Here is a 13,908-nt window from a genome sequence, read left to right as displayed (position 1 = left end):
GAACGCCACATGTCTGACCGCCCGAATACGCCCCTACTGGACCTTGTGAACCGCCCTGCGGATCTCAAGCAGTTTTCGGACGCGCAGTTGCATCAGGTGGCGCAGGAATTGCGGACCGAGACAATATCGGCCGTGTCCGTCACCGGTGGACATCTGGGCGCGGGTCTGGGCGTGGTCGAATTGACGACCGCCCTGCACGCCGTGTTCGACACGCCGCGCGACAAGATCATCTGGGACGTTGGTCATCAGTGCTATCCACACAAAATCCTGACCGAACGGCGCGACCGTATCCGTACGCTTCGCATGAAGGACGGGCTGAGCGGCTTCACCAAGCGCAGCGAAAGCCCCTATGACCCGTTTGGCGCAGCACACAGCTCAACCTCGATCAGTGCCGCGCTGGGGTTTGCCGTTGCGCGCGATCTGGGCGGTGTGACGCCCGAGGGATTGGGTGACGCGATTGCCGTGATCGGTGACGGTTCAATGTCTGCAGGCATGGCCTTTGAGGCGATGAACAACGCCGGACACCTGAAGAAACGCCTGATCGTCATTCTCAATGACAATGAAATGAGCATCGCACCGCCCGTCGGCGCGCTGTCCAATTACCTGTCGCGCATTTACGCCGAAGAGCCATTCCACGATCTGAAAGCCGCCGCCAAAGGTGCAGTGTCTTTGTTGCCGGAACCCTTCCGCGAGGGCGCCAAGCGCGCCAAGGAAATGCTCAAGGGCATGGCCGTGGGCGGCACATTGTTTGAGGAGCTGGGCTTTTCCTATCTAGGTCCGATCGACGGGCACGATATGGATCAGCTGTTGCCTGTCCTGCGCACGGTCAAGGCCCGCGCCACGGGCCCGATCCTCATTCATGTGCTGACAAAGAAGGGCAAGGGGTATGCCCCAGCCGAGCAGGCCCGCGACAAAGGCCATGCGACAGCGAAGTTCGACGTCGTCACGGGCGAGCAGAAGAAAGCACCTTCAAACGCACCGTCTTACACATCGGTCTTTGGCAAGACCCTGGTTGAAGAGGCCGCGCGCGATGACAAAATCGTTGCTGTCACCGCTGCGATGCCCGACGGCACCGGGCTGAACTTGTTTGCGGAACGCTACCCCTCGCGCTGTTTCGATGTGGCGATTGCCGAACAGCACGGCGTGACCTTCGCCGCCGCTCTCGCCGCCGGCGGGATGAAGCCCTTCTGCGCAATTTATTCCACGTTTTTGCAGCGTGGGTACGATCAAGTCGTGCATGACGTAGCCATTCAGCGCCTGCCGGTTCGTTTTGCGATCGACCGTGCAGGGTTGGTGGGCGCGGATGGCGCGACCCATGCGGGGTCGTTCGATATCGCCTATTTGTCCAACCTGCCCGGCATCGTGGTCATGGCCGCAGCGGATGAGGCCGAGCTGGTGCATATGGTGGCCACCGCTGTCGCGCATAATGAAGGCCCGATTGCGTTCCGCTATCCTCGCGGCGAAGGTGTCGGCGTCGACTTGCCGGAACGTGGCGAGGTTCTGGAAATCGGCAAAGGCCGGATCATCCAAGAAGGCGCACGGGTCGCACTGTTGTCCTTCGGGACACGGCTGGCCGAAGTACAGAAAGCGGCCGAAGCTTTGACTGCGCGTGGGATCACCCCCACTATCGCTGATGCTCGATTTGCCAAGCCCTTGGACCACGACCTGATTTTGGATCTGGCCGCCAACCACGAGGCGTTGATCACCATTGAAGAAGGTGCCATCGGCGGCTTTGGCAGCCATGTTGCCCAACTTTTGGCCGATGAAGGCGTCTTTGACCAGGGTCTCAAGTATCGCTCGATGGTTCTGCCTGATACCTTTATTGACCAGGCCAACCCCGCAGATATGTATACAGTAGCGGGCCTGAATGCCGAGCAAATCGAGGCCAAAGTGCTATCCGTTCTGGGTGTAGCAACCATCGGCGAAAAACGCGCCTGAGGCACGATGCTAGGCAACTGAATTTCACCGTTGTTTGAAAATCCGTAAGCAGCGTTTTTGGCGTAATTTTCGGAAAGCCGTCGAATTCATCCGGTTTCGGGTGAGTCCTTCAGAACACAGAAACCACTTGCGTCCCGGCGCGCCGTTCCTGCACGCCCGCTTTTCTGATAATGGTAAGAAAAACGAAAACTCCACCCTTGAGCAGGCGGGCGGATGAGAAACACGATAGCAGCGTTGGCTACGCTCGTTCTGATGAGTATGCCGGCAAGTTCAAAAGAGATTCAGGTTGGCAATGATCCGGGTGGGCGGATTGTGGATCGCATGGTTCAGATCGAAATCGCCAACCGGACAAACGCGCAGTTTCAAATCATCGGAGATTTTTGCCACTCTAGCTGCACTATGCTGCTGGGTGCGGACGAAGTTTGCGTTTCGCCCGAGACTATCTTTGGCTTTCATGGCCCCCATCGCTCGAACCGAAAGAAAATGACGGCAGATGAGTTCGACAGGAAAAGCGCGTCACTGTCCAGCTACTACCCAAACCCGGTCAGAAACTGGTTTATGTCCAAAGCGCGGTTCGCCGGACCAAATGAACTTTTGTTCGTGACCGGCGAGTACCTGATAGGTCTCGGCGTGCAGGAATGTGCTTAGGGCAACGACGCCCTAATCCTGCAACCACCCGCTGATAGGAAACCCTATGCCCGCGGCCATCGTCGCCAACACGACTACCTATTCGGCATCTTCCATTTTGGTTGCATTGAGTTGCGCGAAAAGCTCGGGTCCGACGCGATCATACAGTTCGATCTGAGTCTCCAGAAAGTCGATATGACCTTCTTCATCCGACATCAGGCTTTCGAACAATCCCATCGAGACATAGTCTCCTGCCTCTTTGCAGACATCCCGCGCCTCTTTGTAGAGCGCGCGCGCGCTTTGTTCCGCCGCCAGATCGCATTCCAGCGTTTCCCGGGGGTTTTCGCCGATCCGCAGGGGATCAAGTTTTTGCAGGTTGGGATGACCTTCCAGGAAAATGATCCGCTCGATCAGTTTGTCGGCGTGTTCCATCTCTTCAATGGATTCTTCTCGACTTTTCTTGGCCATGCTGCCAAGGCCCCAATCGTCTTGCAGGCGATAATGCAACCAGTATTGGCTGACGGCTGTTAGTTCGTGGCGCAGAGCTTTGTTCAGGTATTCAATTACCTTTTTGTCACCTTTCATGATGAAACTCCTTGGCTTTGTCTAAGAATTGGCGTGGAAACAACTTTTTAAGCTGAATGCTACCACCAGAGCAGCTTAACCCAAAACCTTCAAATATCTGTTTTAAAACAGGTAATTGAAAATTTCCTGACGATTCTCGTTTGAATCAGAACCCGTCACGTGAAAGCGTTTTTCCACCGCACATACGATTCCCTGATACCTGCTTACCGATCGCAAGCATGGCCCTTGCGGATCAAAATCACGCAGGCAAATAGCTACGGAGATTGAGCTGCGCTAGCATCCGATGATAGCCCGCAGGATCAAACCAAAAGTGAGATACGAGGTAGGCCGCTAGTTTAGCTTAACTATCCAAGGGAAAGTGGTGCCTCAAGAGGGACTCGAACCCCCGACCTTGTCCTTACGAAGGACCTGCTCTACCAGCTGAGCTATTGAGGCAAGCGACGGTTCCTTTAAACCCTCGGGCAGATGCGTGCAAGTCTCGATATCCTCGGACGCCTACCGGTGTGTGATGGTGATTCCCGCAGCTCAGATCGCTTGAAGCCCATTCCATCACCACGCTCCAGCAAGAATATCACGCCTGCTCCAACGCTTACGCGCACCTTCGATGGCCATGTATTTTCGGTTGACTGGGCTGTCTTATTTTAATATTTCATGAAATATGATAGAACAGATAACAGACCAATTGGCCATCCTGGGTCATCCGCAGCGTATCCTTGTGTTTCGCATGCTCATGCGACGTTTTCCTGACAGTGTTCCGGCGGGCGAGTTGGCGGCGGAGCTCGACGTGAAGGCCAGCACCTTGTCGAACTATCTGAACGCGCTTCAGCGTTCCGGGCTGGTCAAGCAGGAACGTTCCGGGACATCTCTGCTCTATTCGATTGAAATGAAAAACGTGCAGCAGATGCTCGACTATCTGATTGTCGATTGCTGTCGCGGTCGCCCTGATATCTGCATGCCGTTTGCTCAGGGAAATAAGGCGGCGACAGATCGGAAATTCAACGTCTTGTTTTTGTGTGTGGGCAATTCTGCGCGGTCGATTTTTGCGGAATCCCTGCTGCGCACGCTGGGAGGTGAACGGTTCAACGTTTTCTCGGCCGGCACGCAACCCACATCCGAGCTCAACCCGATGGCCGTGCAAGTTCTGGACGACAAAGGACATGACACATCCATCCTGCGATCCAAGAACATGTCCGAATTTGCAACCCCCGGCGCGCCCGAGATGGATTTCGTCTTCACGGTCTGCAATAAGGCCGCGAATGAGGAATGCCCCGCTTGGGAAGGCCAGCCAATCAGTGGCCATTGGGGCATGCCAGACCCGGTCAGGGCCGAGGGCACGGATGCCGAAAGAAGCCTTGCATTTCAACATGCATATGGCGCGCTCAAGCGCCGGATTGAGGCCTTTACGTCTTTGCCGGTCGAAAGCCTCGACCGGATCGCACTGCAATCTGCTGTTGATGACATCGGCAGGACGCCCACTGAGGACATGAAATGACGACTTATGCTGTGAACGGATTGGGCCGGATGGGGAAACTGGCCTTGAAACCGCTGCTCGACAAAGGCGCAAAGATCGCCTGGATCAATGACGCAATAGGCGATCCCGAAATGCACGCGCACCTGCTGGAGTTTGACACTGTTCATGGGCGCTGGGATGCCGCGTTCGTGCATGACGCCGACAGCGTTACGATCAACGGCACCCGCCTACCCTTTATCGGCACCAGAGATCTGGCGGAACTACCGCTGGACGGTGTCGATGTGGTGATCGACTGCACCGGTGTTTTCAAGACCCAGGCCAAGCTGGCCCCCTATTTCGAAGCGGGTGTTAAGAAGGTTGTTGTCTCGGCCCCGGTCAAAGATGGCCCGACCGCCAACATCGTTATGGGCGTGAACGAGGCCACTTATGATCCGGATGTCCACAGCATCGTAACGGCGGCCTCGTGCACCACGAATTGTCTGGCCCCAGTGGTCAAGGTCATCCACGAAAACCTTGGTATTCGCCACGGGTCGATGACCACAATTCACGACGTGACCAACACGCAAACCATCGTGGACCGCCCCGCCAAAGATCTGCGCAGGGCGCGATCTGCTTTGAACTCTCTGATCCCGACCACCACCGGGTCGGCCACGGCAATCACGCTGATCTACCCGGAACTCAAGGGGCGGCTGAACGGCCACGCGGTGAGGGTTCCCTTGCTGAATGCCTCGCTGACCGACTGCGTCTTCGAGGTTGAGCGTGAAACCACAGTCGAAGAGGTCAACGCGCTTTTCAAGGCCGCGGCCGAAGGTGAGTTGAAAGATATCCTTGGCTATGAGACGCGGCCGCTGGTTTCCACCGACTACACCAACGACGAACGGTCCTCGATTGTGGATGCGCCCTCGACCATGGTGGTGAACGGGACACAGGTGAAGATCTATGCCTGGTACGACAATGAAATGGGTTACGCGCATCGTCTGGTCGACGTTGCCCTGATGGTTGGTGCATCGCTGTGACCCAAAGGCCCGAAGGTATGTCGGCCTATATCACGGTCACAGCAGCCTATTGGGCCTTCATGCTGACCGACGGGGCCCTGCGTATGCTGGTGCTGCTGCACTTTCATAGCATGGGATTCTCGCCGGTTCAGTTGGCATATCTGTTTGTTCTGTATGAGATCGCCGGCATGGGCACGAACCTTGCCGCCGGTTGGATCGCGGCGCGGTTCGGGCTGACCTCGACGCTTTATGCAGGGCTGGCACTGCAGATTGCAGCGTTGCTGGTTCTTACGCAACTAGACCCTAATTGGGCGATCCCGGTAAAAGTTGTCTTTGTGATGATTGTGCAAGGGGCCAGTGGGGTTGCAAAGGACCTGGCCAAGATGTCCTCAAAATCCGCCGTCAAACTGCTGGCCCCGACCGAGGGCGGAGGGTTGTTTCGCTGGGTCGCGATTTTGACCGGCTCGAAGAACGCTGTGAAAGGGTTTGGGTTTCTGCTTGGGGCGGCACTGTTGGCGACAGTGGGCTTCATGTGGGCTGTTCTGGCAATGGCGATCATACTTGCCGCATTCCTCGTCGCCGTCATCCTGTTCATGCCGACCGGTCTGCCCAAAGGGCGCAAAGGCGCCAAAATCTCCGAGGTCTTTTCAAAATCCGCCAATGTGAACTGGCTATCCGCCGCTCGTGTCTTCCTGTTTGGGGCGCGGGACGTGTGGTTCGTGGTCGGCATACCGATCTATTTCTACGCGGTGCTGTCGGACGGAACCGAGGATGGCAACCGTGCCGCATTTTTCATGATCGGTACATTCATGGCCGTTTGGGTCATACTTTACGGTGCTGTTCAGGCCAGCGCGCCGAAAATCCTGCGTGCAAAGGAACGCTCGGAAGGGGATCTGATCCACGCTGCCAAGAATTGGGCCGCGGCGCTGTTTTGCGTGCCTGCTACCCTAACCATCGCGGTTCTTCTCTCATCCGGCCCCGAGACATGGCTGACCGTTACGCTGGTTGTGGGCCTATTGGCATTTGGGGCAATCTTCGCCGTCAATTCGGCGCTGCATTCATACCTCATCCTGGCCTTCACCAAGTCCGAGCGTGTGACGATGGATGTGGGCTTTTACTACATGGCCAACGCGGCTGGCCGCCTGGTCGGCACTGTCCTGTCGGGACTTACCTATCAGATTGGCGGGCTTCCACTGGTTCTGGGCACCGCTGCTGCTATGGTCGCGCTGGCCGCCCTGACATCCGGCAAACTAACCGACCAGACGAATGAGGCATATACATGAGCATCTTCGAACGCTACCTGACCGTTTGGGTCGCGCTGGCCATGGTTGGCGGCGTATTGATCGGACTGGTTGCACCCGGCCTGGTTCAACTGATCGCCTCGGCCGAAGTGGCCAGCGTCAATCTGGTCGTGGCCTTGCTGATCTGGGCGATGGTCTACCCCATGATGGTCGGCGTCGACTTCGGCGCAGTGGCGGGCGTTGCACGCCAGCCACGCGGGCTGATCGTGACGCTGGTTGTCAACTGGCTGATTAAGCCGTTCACCATGGCCTTTCTGGCGGTTCTGTTCTTTGAGCACGTCTTTGCACCATGGATCGAACCTGAAGACGCGGCTCAATATACGGCCGGGCTGATCCTGCTGGGTGCTGCACCGTGCACCGCCATGGTGTTCGTCTGGTCTCAGCTGACCAAGGGCGATGCGACCTATACGCTGGTGCAGGTTTCCGTGAACGACCTGATCATGGTGGTGGCATTCGCCCCAATCGTGGCCTTTCTGTTGGGTGTGACCGACATTCAGGTTCCATGGCAGACACTTGTTCTGGCAACTGTGCTGTATGTCGTTTTGCCGCTGATCGCCGGCCTGATAACGCGCCGTACATTGGGATCGCCCCAGGCCATCGACACGTTTTCCGCACGTGTCAAACCGTGGTCGGTCATGGGCCTTATCGCCACTGTCGTCATTCTGTTTGGCTTGCAGGGACAGACCATTCTGGCCAAACCGCTGGTGATCGTCCTGATCGCAGTACCCATTCTGATCCAGAGCTACGGCATCTTTGCCCTGGCTTATGGTGCAGCCTATGCCCTAAAGGTGCCGCACCGGATCGCCGCACCCTGCGCAATGATTGGCACGTCCAATTTCTTTGAGCTGGCTGTCGCTGTGGCCATCAGCCTGTTCGGTCTGAACTCGGGCGCGGCTCTGGCGACTGTGGTCGGCGTATTGGTAGAGGTCCCGGTGATGCTGTCGTTGGTGGCATTTGCAAACCGAACGCGCGCGCGGTTCCCCGAACCTGCGCCAACATAAATTGAGTTGGCGCATTCAAACCTTCGTCAAAGAACTGGAACGAAGAACGGTTTTAAACGTTCTTTTGCCGAGATCGCGGACAGCACGGCTTGAGCGGTATCCAGCGACTCGCGGATCGTGATATCCATATCCAGGTACCGATAGGTTCCCAAGCGACCGACAAATGTGACGTTTCGCGTGCTTTCAGCAAGCGCAACATACTCACCTAGCAGCGCTTTTTCCTTTACCTGACGGATCGGGTAATAGGGAATGTCATCCGGACCCGCCGCGCGGGAAAACTCGCGATAACAAACCGAGCCCTCGTGCGTTTCCCAAGGGGCAAAGTGCTTGTGCTCCGTGATCCGAGTAAAGGGCACCTCTTCCTCGCCGTAGTTCATCACGGCGCAACCCTGATAGTCGCCATCATAGGTGAACCGTTCGAAATCAAGGGTGCGATAACCCAGGCGGCCAAGCTCGTAGTCGAAATAGCCATCCAGCGGGCCAGAAAAGAACACGTGATCGAAGCCATCCGCCATGTTGCGATCGAAAGTGGTATTCAGCTTAACGGTGATACTAGGGTGATCAAGGATGCCACCAATCATGTCGGTATACCCGTTCTCGGGCATGCCTTGGAATTTATGGAAAAAGTAATTGTCGTCGTAGTTGAACCGCACCGGCAAGCGTTTCAGGATCGACGCGGGCAGCTCGGATGGGTGACATCCCCACTGTTTGATCGTGTAGCCCTTGAAAAACGCCTCATACAGATCACGACCGACGAACCGCATCGCTTGTTCCTCGAAACTCTGCGGGTCGGTGATGGATGTATCGGCTTGCTCTTCACTGATAAACGCGCGCGCCTCGTCCGGGCGCATGGTCCTGCCAAAGAACTGATTGATCGTATGCAGGTTCACTGGCAACGAATAAACCTGCCCCCGCGAGGTGGTTTTGACCCGGTTCTTATAGGGCAGGAAGTTGGCGTATTGGTTCACATACTGCCAAACCTCTTCATCATCCGTATGGAAGATATGTGGCCCGTACACATGGACCATCACGTCGGTATCGGCATCCCGTTCTGTGTGGCAGTTTCCACCGATATGGTCACGGCTGTCGACCACGGTGACATCATACCCTTGTTCCGCAAGTTCCCGACCGATCACAGCCCCAGACAATCCGGCCCCAACCATCAAAAACTGCATATCAGGGGCTTTCCTGTTTCATCGAGATCGTCGTCATGTCGAGGGGTTTGATCAGCTGACGGCGGGCAATTTTGAAAATCCCCGACCGCGCCTCGCTGGCACTGCGGAATTTCGGCAGGACCGACATCCATGCCCGGCACATATGCCACCCCAGCTGCAGACGACCCGAGATGGGTTGCCCACCCTGCAGGATCGCGGCAAAGACGACCGGAACGGTGCGCCGCGACAGATCAAACATCTGCTTTAGAACGGCCTCTTCTTCCTCTGAGCTGAGGTTATTCGACTCGGCCATCGCAGCTTTCAGGTTCTTTCCGATCGGCCGCGTGTGGTGCATCGCAATTTCGTCCAGAATGGCGGTTCGAAACGCGCCAGCCTCGGCCCATCGGCACCATATATAGTCCAGACCATAGCCGCTCATGGTGCCCTGAAACAGCGGCAGTGCTTTCTGCAGGATATCCTTGTGCAGGCACGGGGCCATGATCTCAATATAGTTTGTGTACCGCAGCACGAAGCCCGGGCATTGGCTGAACACAAAATGCGAGAAATAGCTTTCGGGGGTCAGCGACGGTTGTGCAATACGCAATCCGTGAACCTGCATAGCATCAAACAGCGCGTTTACATCCGTAGCGCTGATGTCCAGATCGTCATCTGGCAGCCAATAGTAGTCATACTTATCAAGGTCACGGTCAGCGAGGGTTTTGAACAACCCATCCCATTTGCCGCCTTTTACCAGCACAGCCTCGACACCGGGTTCAGGTTTGAATGCCGCAAAAGCCTCGTCCGAGAAATAGCTGATCAGAAGATCGTAGGTGCGATCTTCATAGGGGATTTCTTGCCACCGATGGTGCAATGACTTGTTGCCCGCACGGACAACCACAAGGCTATTCTTCATGCGCGGTTCCGAACCCGATTTCCTGCCTGCATCAACGGGCCGAGCCCTTCAATCATGTCTGGGTTCAACGGATGGCTCAACCGTCCGTACGTGTACTTTGTCTGGTACATTAGGTTTCGAACGAATCTGGCCATGGGCGAGCCGGGTTTCATTTTACTGCGGCAGCGGTCAATCGTGCTGTCTACCTCTTTGCGCTCCGCGACCATCTGCTCGGCAAGTGTGAGGATGGGTACGTTGTGTTCCCAATAGAATTTCAGGTCGATGTCGATGGGGCGCGCAATCGGGGCCTCAATCGCCAAAAGCCGAGCGGCAGCACGTCGGCCGATGATATAGCCCGTAGTTCTGGGTGGCAGACGGTCCGACAAGACAAGGTCCTGATCTGCAATTGATTTAATGACCTGCCCGTTATTTCCCGACACGCCGTCGATTTTGATCATGACGTCTTCGAAACATTCACCACAGGCAGCCAGTTCACTGAAAAACGGTCTGGGATCCTGCACGAACGTCGCATCATCTTCCAAAACAAGGCTGACATAGTCGGAAGAGTCAGCAATTTCCTGCCAAATCTGACGATGCCCAAGGGTGCAGGCGACCTCGTTGCGGCTGAGCGGGCGCTTGAATTTAATCCGGTTCATGTCGGCATCATACAAATGATGCAACTCTGAGTTGTTTAGCTGATCTCCGGCAATAGCGTCGCAAAATTCATGATTCAAGCCAAAGCGGGCAAATTCGCTTTCGCAGAATCGTCGCCGTTCAACATCTTTCGGCAAACTCAGAATGACAGCCTTAATCGACACTGTTCCATTACCAATAATACATGCACCGCGTTACTATGGGCCATATTTACCAAGCACAAGGGCAAAAGGTCTACCCTTTTCCCCCTACGCATCAAGGATTTCCAGCGGCAAAAAATCGCTGAATTTCAGTCGTTACTCTCACGCTACAGTAATCTGCCCCACAATATCAGAGCTTCCATTTTTTCAAGCATATACATATCACAATGAATCCAAAAAGAAAATCATTTGACCTGATCACTCGCGGTAACGCGAGAAACTGCCGGCACCTCAATCTACTGGTCAGAATTCAGGGATCTTTCGTGGCAGAAAGTACATTCAGGACGCTATAAAGTTGTGCTGACACCTTCCGGCTTTGACTTTAAGTACCACGCAGAGGCCCCGCGCGCGAAAGCCCACAATACACCGCGTCATCTTGTCAAAAGAGAACATCAAAACCTTGCACATCGCAGCGCCAGCCCTTATTTGACGGAGCCTCTGCGCAACCTTTTGATTGGGCAACACTGTCGCGCCATTTGATCTGCCCTTTAGGCGGGAATGATTATAGGTTATCTGAGCGAGCGCATGATTTCACGATCTGGAGAATGCAATGATTAAGCGTGCCTGGACCGAATGGCGATCAGGCTATATGGGCCGCCTCATTGGCGAGAGTTTTTTTGCCCAAGGTCCTCTTTATGCTGTCGCCATTGTTGCGATGATCGCCGTTGCCGCGACCACTGCTGGCTCGGCCTTCATGATGGAATACATCGTTGATGCGATGACCAGCCCCGATATGCGTGAGTGGGCGTTTGCAATCGCTCTAGGCGTTGTTCTCTTGTTTCTAACCAAAGCGGTGGCCTCCTATATCCAGTCTATATACTTGGCGCGTGCGGGGAACCGGATCATTGCGATGCAACAAGACCGCGTGTATCGTAAGCTGTTGCGGCATGGCATTTCGTTCTTCGCCCAGAATGAATCCTCTGACCTGCTCATGCGTACGACACACGGTGCACAAGCTGCCCGAACTTTGATTGATGTGGTGGTTACCGGTTTTGTTCGCGACGCCTTGACCCTGGTGGGCCTGATAATCGTTATGGTTTACCAGCAGCCCGTTCTGTCCATTATGTTTTTTGTTGTCGGACCCGTGGCTTTGCTGGGCGTGCGTTATCTGTTGAAAAGCGTGCGCTCGATCATGCAGCAAGAGTTCAAATCGCTGGCAGAAATTATTCGTGTGCTGCAGGAAACCTCGGCCGGCATCAAGATCATCAAGGTGTTCTCTCTTGAGGATCGGATGATCAACCGTATGGAAACAGCCATCCTCAAGGTCGAAGAACGCTCGAACGATATTGCGCGGCTGCAGTCGATCGCTAGCCCGCTGATGGAGTTTCTGGCCGGTCTGGCCGTTGCCGGCGTTCTGGTCGTTTCGACCTTGGGAATTGCAGGTACGGAACAACCAACAGCTGGGCAGTTGATGTCTTTTATCACAGCGTTGCTGATGGCTTATGAGCCCGCCAAACGTCTGTCGAAAATGCGCGTTCAGATTGAGGCGGCCATGGTCGGTGTTGGCATGTTGTTTGGCTTGCTGGATCAAGAAGACACCATGCAAGAAAGCCCCGAAGCGCGCGATCTGTTGGACGGGCCCGGCGAGATCGGCTTGCGCAATGTCACCTTTGGATACCACGGGTCAATTCCGGTAATCGAAAATATGAACGTAACCTTCGAGGCTGGAAAAACCACGGCACTGGTTGGTCAGTCCGGTGGCGGAAAATCGACGATCTTTGGCTTGATTATGCGGTTCTATGACCCTGATGAAGGATCCGTCGAAATAGACGGTCAAAATTTGCAGGACGCCCGCTTTTCTTCGCTCCGAAAAAAGATCTCGTATGTAGGTCAGGACACGTTCTTGTTTTCAGCGTCAGTGATGGAAAACCTGCGCTGTTCGGCACCAGACGCGACAGACGAAGAGGTCATCGAAGCTGCAAAGGCAGCATACGCGCATGATTTCATCTGTGATTTTCCCAATGGCTATGACACTCAGGTTGGTGAAAACGGGACCTTCCTGTCCGGCGGGCAAAAGCAACGGATTGCAATTGCGCGCGCAATCCTGCGCAATGCCGAGATATTGCTGCTGGACGAAGCCACCAGCGCGCTGGACGCAGAATCCGAGGCTCTGGTGAAGTCTGCGTTGGACACATTGACACAGAACATGACGGTGATCGTAATTGCGCACAGACTTTCGACCGTTCTGGAGGCCGATAAAATCATCGTTGTTCAGGACGGCGCCGTCATTGAACAGGGCAATCTCGACGAACTTATGCAACTCGAAGGTCAGTTCAAAAAACTCTTCGATCAGCAATTCAAGAAACGCGAACCTGCGGCCGAAGCAAAAGCCGAAGTCGCGGAGTGATGTACCGCAGCTTCGGTCTGTCCACATCTGCATTCACCTACATTTGGCGTGATGGATAGGACTGACAATGCTCACCTTACACCGGCTAGCACCGGACATCCAAAGTTGGCGCCTCGGACCAATTTCAAAAGCCTGGGCTTCGGTCTGGCCCAATGACGGATGCTGCACTCATTTGAAACCAGGCCGACGAACAGGCAAAAAAATTCGCATATTCTGAAATTGGATCGCGAAGGGTGTAACGCTACTATATACGCGCTGCGGAAACGGTGCTAAATCGCAAAAAATTGATTAACCTTTGGATGTGTGCTGCATGGACCGGTCTGAAAATAATTATGATGAACTATTCGGGCTTGTTGAACTACAGGTACGCGGCGATGATCGGGGTAACCTGGTCGTCGTAGAGCAACTCAAAGAAGTGCCATTCGAACTCAAGCGCATGTTTGCAATTTACGGAGCGGTTGGCGACGAGCCGCGCGGCAGTCATGCGAACCTGCGATCACGCTTTGGATTTTTGTGCCTTAACGGGCGCTGCCGAGTCAGGCTGGCAGCTCCTGACGGTGAATTTGCCAGCATTGAGCTGGACTCTCCTTCAAAACTCCTCTGGATTGAAAGAATGGTTTGGAAAGAGATGTATGACTTTAGCGAGGATTGCGTTCTGGTTGTTGTATCAGATAATCTCTACGACCCCGAAGAATACATCCACTCGTATGACGACTACAAAAACATGAAGATAAGTGGCTAAA

General features: G+C 54.9%; 12 protein-coding genes and 1 tRNA gene. 8 read left to right on the top strand and 5 right to left on the bottom strand.

Annotated elements, in window-relative coordinates:
- The first annotated feature begins 9 nt into the window (after nt 1–9).
- Entirely contained in the window at nt 10–1,938 is a 1,929-nt protein-coding gene (gene dxs / locus AC2FID_RS10035; protein ID WP_496836628.1) for a 1-deoxy-D-xylulose-5-phosphate synthase, read from the top strand.
- A gap of 213 nt (nt 1,939–2,151) precedes the next feature.
- A complete protein-coding gene (locus AC2FID_RS10030; protein ID WP_159090026.1) occupies nt 2,152–2,586 on the top strand; it encodes a hypothetical protein in 435 nt (144 codons plus the stop codon).
- Nucleotides 2,587–2,664: 78 nt separating this feature from the next.
- On the opposite strand, the gene bfr is transcribed toward AC2FID_RS10030, so the two are convergent.
- Together bfr and AC2FID_RS10020 are read right to left on the bottom strand one after the other, a co-directional pair.
- Nucleotides 2,665–3,150 (bottom strand): bacterioferritin, encoded by a 486-nt coding sequence (bfr, locus tag AC2FID_RS10025; RefSeq protein ID WP_108860610.1) that lies wholly within the window; start codon nt 3,148–3,150, stop codon nt 2,665–2,667.
- A 359-nt stretch (nt 3,151–3,509) separates the two neighbouring features.
- Nucleotides 3,510–3,585 (bottom strand) — tRNA-Thr (locus AC2FID_RS10020).
- A 223-nt stretch (nt 3,586–3,808) separates the two neighbouring features.
- On the opposite strand from AC2FID_RS10020, the gene AC2FID_RS10015 reads away from it, so the two are divergent.
- Genes AC2FID_RS10015 through arsB form a run of 4 tightly spaced genes read left to right on the top strand, consistent with a single transcriptional unit; the run spans nt 3,809 to nt 7,918 of the window.
- Nucleotides 3,809–4,642 carry an arsenate reductase/protein-tyrosine-phosphatase family protein gene (locus AC2FID_RS10015; RefSeq protein ID WP_496836626.1) on the top strand — a complete coding sequence of 278 codons (834 nt, stop codon included), beginning with the start codon at nt 3,809–3,811 and terminating at the stop codon, nt 4,640–4,642.
- Complete coding sequence (locus AC2FID_RS10010; RefSeq protein WP_496755447.1) at nt 4,639–5,637, top strand: ArsJ-associated glyceraldehyde-3-phosphate dehydrogenase; 999 nt, start codon at nt 4,639–4,641, stop codon at nt 5,635–5,637. Before AC2FID_RS10015 ends, AC2FID_RS10010 begins: the two co-directional genes overlap by 4 nt.
- On the top strand, nt 5,634–6,899 hold the full coding sequence (gene arsJ / locus AC2FID_RS10005) for an organoarsenical effux MFS transporter ArsJ (protein ID WP_496836624.1): 1,266 nt from the start codon (nt 5,634–5,636) through the stop codon (nt 6,897–6,899). The genes AC2FID_RS10010 and arsJ overlap by 4 nt, the downstream gene beginning before the upstream one ends.
- Nucleotides 6,896–7,918, top strand: coding sequence for an ACR3 family arsenite efflux transporter (gene arsB / locus AC2FID_RS10000; RefSeq protein ID WP_496836622.1), 1,023 nt, complete (start codon nt 6,896–6,898; stop codon nt 7,916–7,918). Before arsJ ends, arsB begins: the two co-directional genes overlap by 4 nt.
- Nucleotides 7,919–7,944: 26 nt before the next feature.
- Here arsB and glf read toward each other — a convergent pair whose 3' ends face one another.
- Genes glf through AC2FID_RS09985 form a run of 3 tightly spaced genes read right to left on the bottom strand, consistent with a single transcriptional unit; the run spans nt 7,945 to nt 10,782 of the window.
- Nucleotides 7,945–9,093, bottom strand: a complete 1,149-nt coding sequence (glf, locus tag AC2FID_RS09995; protein WP_496836621.1) for a UDP-galactopyranose mutase — start codon at nt 9,091–9,093, stop codon at nt 7,945–7,947.
- Between the two features lies 1 nt (nt 9,094).
- Nucleotides 9,095–9,985: a hypothetical protein gene (locus tag AC2FID_RS09990; protein ID WP_496697460.1), complete on the bottom strand. Its 891-nt coding sequence runs from the start codon at nt 9,983–9,985 to the stop codon at nt 9,095–9,097.
- Nucleotides 9,982–10,782, bottom strand: coding sequence for a glycosyltransferase family 25 protein (locus AC2FID_RS09985; RefSeq protein ID WP_496836619.1), 801 nt, complete (start codon nt 10,780–10,782; stop codon nt 9,982–9,984). The genes AC2FID_RS09990 and AC2FID_RS09985 overlap by 4 nt, the downstream gene beginning before the upstream one ends.
- A 586-nt stretch (nt 10,783–11,368) precedes the next feature.
- Between AC2FID_RS09985 and AC2FID_RS09980 the strand changes: the two genes are divergently transcribed.
- Nucleotides 11,369–13,165, top strand: coding sequence for an ABC transporter ATP-binding protein (locus AC2FID_RS09980; RefSeq protein ID WP_496836617.1), 1,797 nt, complete (start codon nt 11,369–11,371; stop codon nt 13,163–13,165).
- 310 nt (nt 13,166–13,475) lie between these two features.
- Nucleotides 13,476–13,907: a sugar 3,4-ketoisomerase gene (locus AC2FID_RS09975; protein ID WP_496697464.1), complete on the top strand. Its 432-nt coding sequence runs from the start codon at nt 13,476–13,478 to the stop codon at nt 13,905–13,907.
- Nucleotide 13,908 lies beyond the last annotated feature (1 nt).

This window comes from Ruegeria sp. CDSC068 (assembly GCF_059610545.1).
Note: the sequence above shows the minus strand (reverse complement) of the source record. Positions and strands in the feature narration are given on the sequence as shown.

Coding starts and splice junctions, on each gene's coding strand:
- dxs (WP_496836628.1), top strand. CDS start 10: ATGTCTGACCGCCCGAATACGCCCCTACTGGACCTTGTGAACCGCCCT.
- AC2FID_RS09990 (WP_496697460.1), bottom strand. CDS start 9,985: ATGAAGAATAGCCTTGTGGTTGTCCGTGCGGGCAACAAGTCATTGCAC.
- AC2FID_RS10015 (WP_496836626.1), top strand. CDS start 3,809: ATGATAGAACAGATAACAGACCAATTGGCCATCCTGGGTCATCCGCAG.
- AC2FID_RS09980 (WP_496836617.1), top strand. CDS start 11,369: ATGATTAAGCGTGCCTGGACCGAATGGCGATCAGGCTATATGGGCCGC.
- AC2FID_RS10030 (WP_159090026.1), top strand. CDS start 2,152: ATGAGAAACACGATAGCAGCGTTGGCTACGCTCGTTCTGATGAGTATG.
- glf (WP_496836621.1), bottom strand. CDS start 9,093: ATGCAGTTTTTGATGGTTGGGGCCGGATTGTCTGGGGCTGTGATCGGT.
- AC2FID_RS10010 (WP_496755447.1), top strand. CDS start 4,639: ATGACGACTTATGCTGTGAACGGATTGGGCCGGATGGGGAAACTGGCC.
- AC2FID_RS09975 (WP_496697464.1), top strand. CDS start 13,476: ATGGACCGGTCTGAAAATAATTATGATGAACTATTCGGGCTTGTTGAA.
- bfr (WP_108860610.1), bottom strand. CDS start 3,150: ATGAAAGGTGACAAAAAGGTAATTGAATACCTGAACAAAGCTCTGCGC.
- arsB (WP_496836622.1), top strand. CDS start 6,896: ATGAGCATCTTCGAACGCTACCTGACCGTTTGGGTCGCGCTGGCCATG.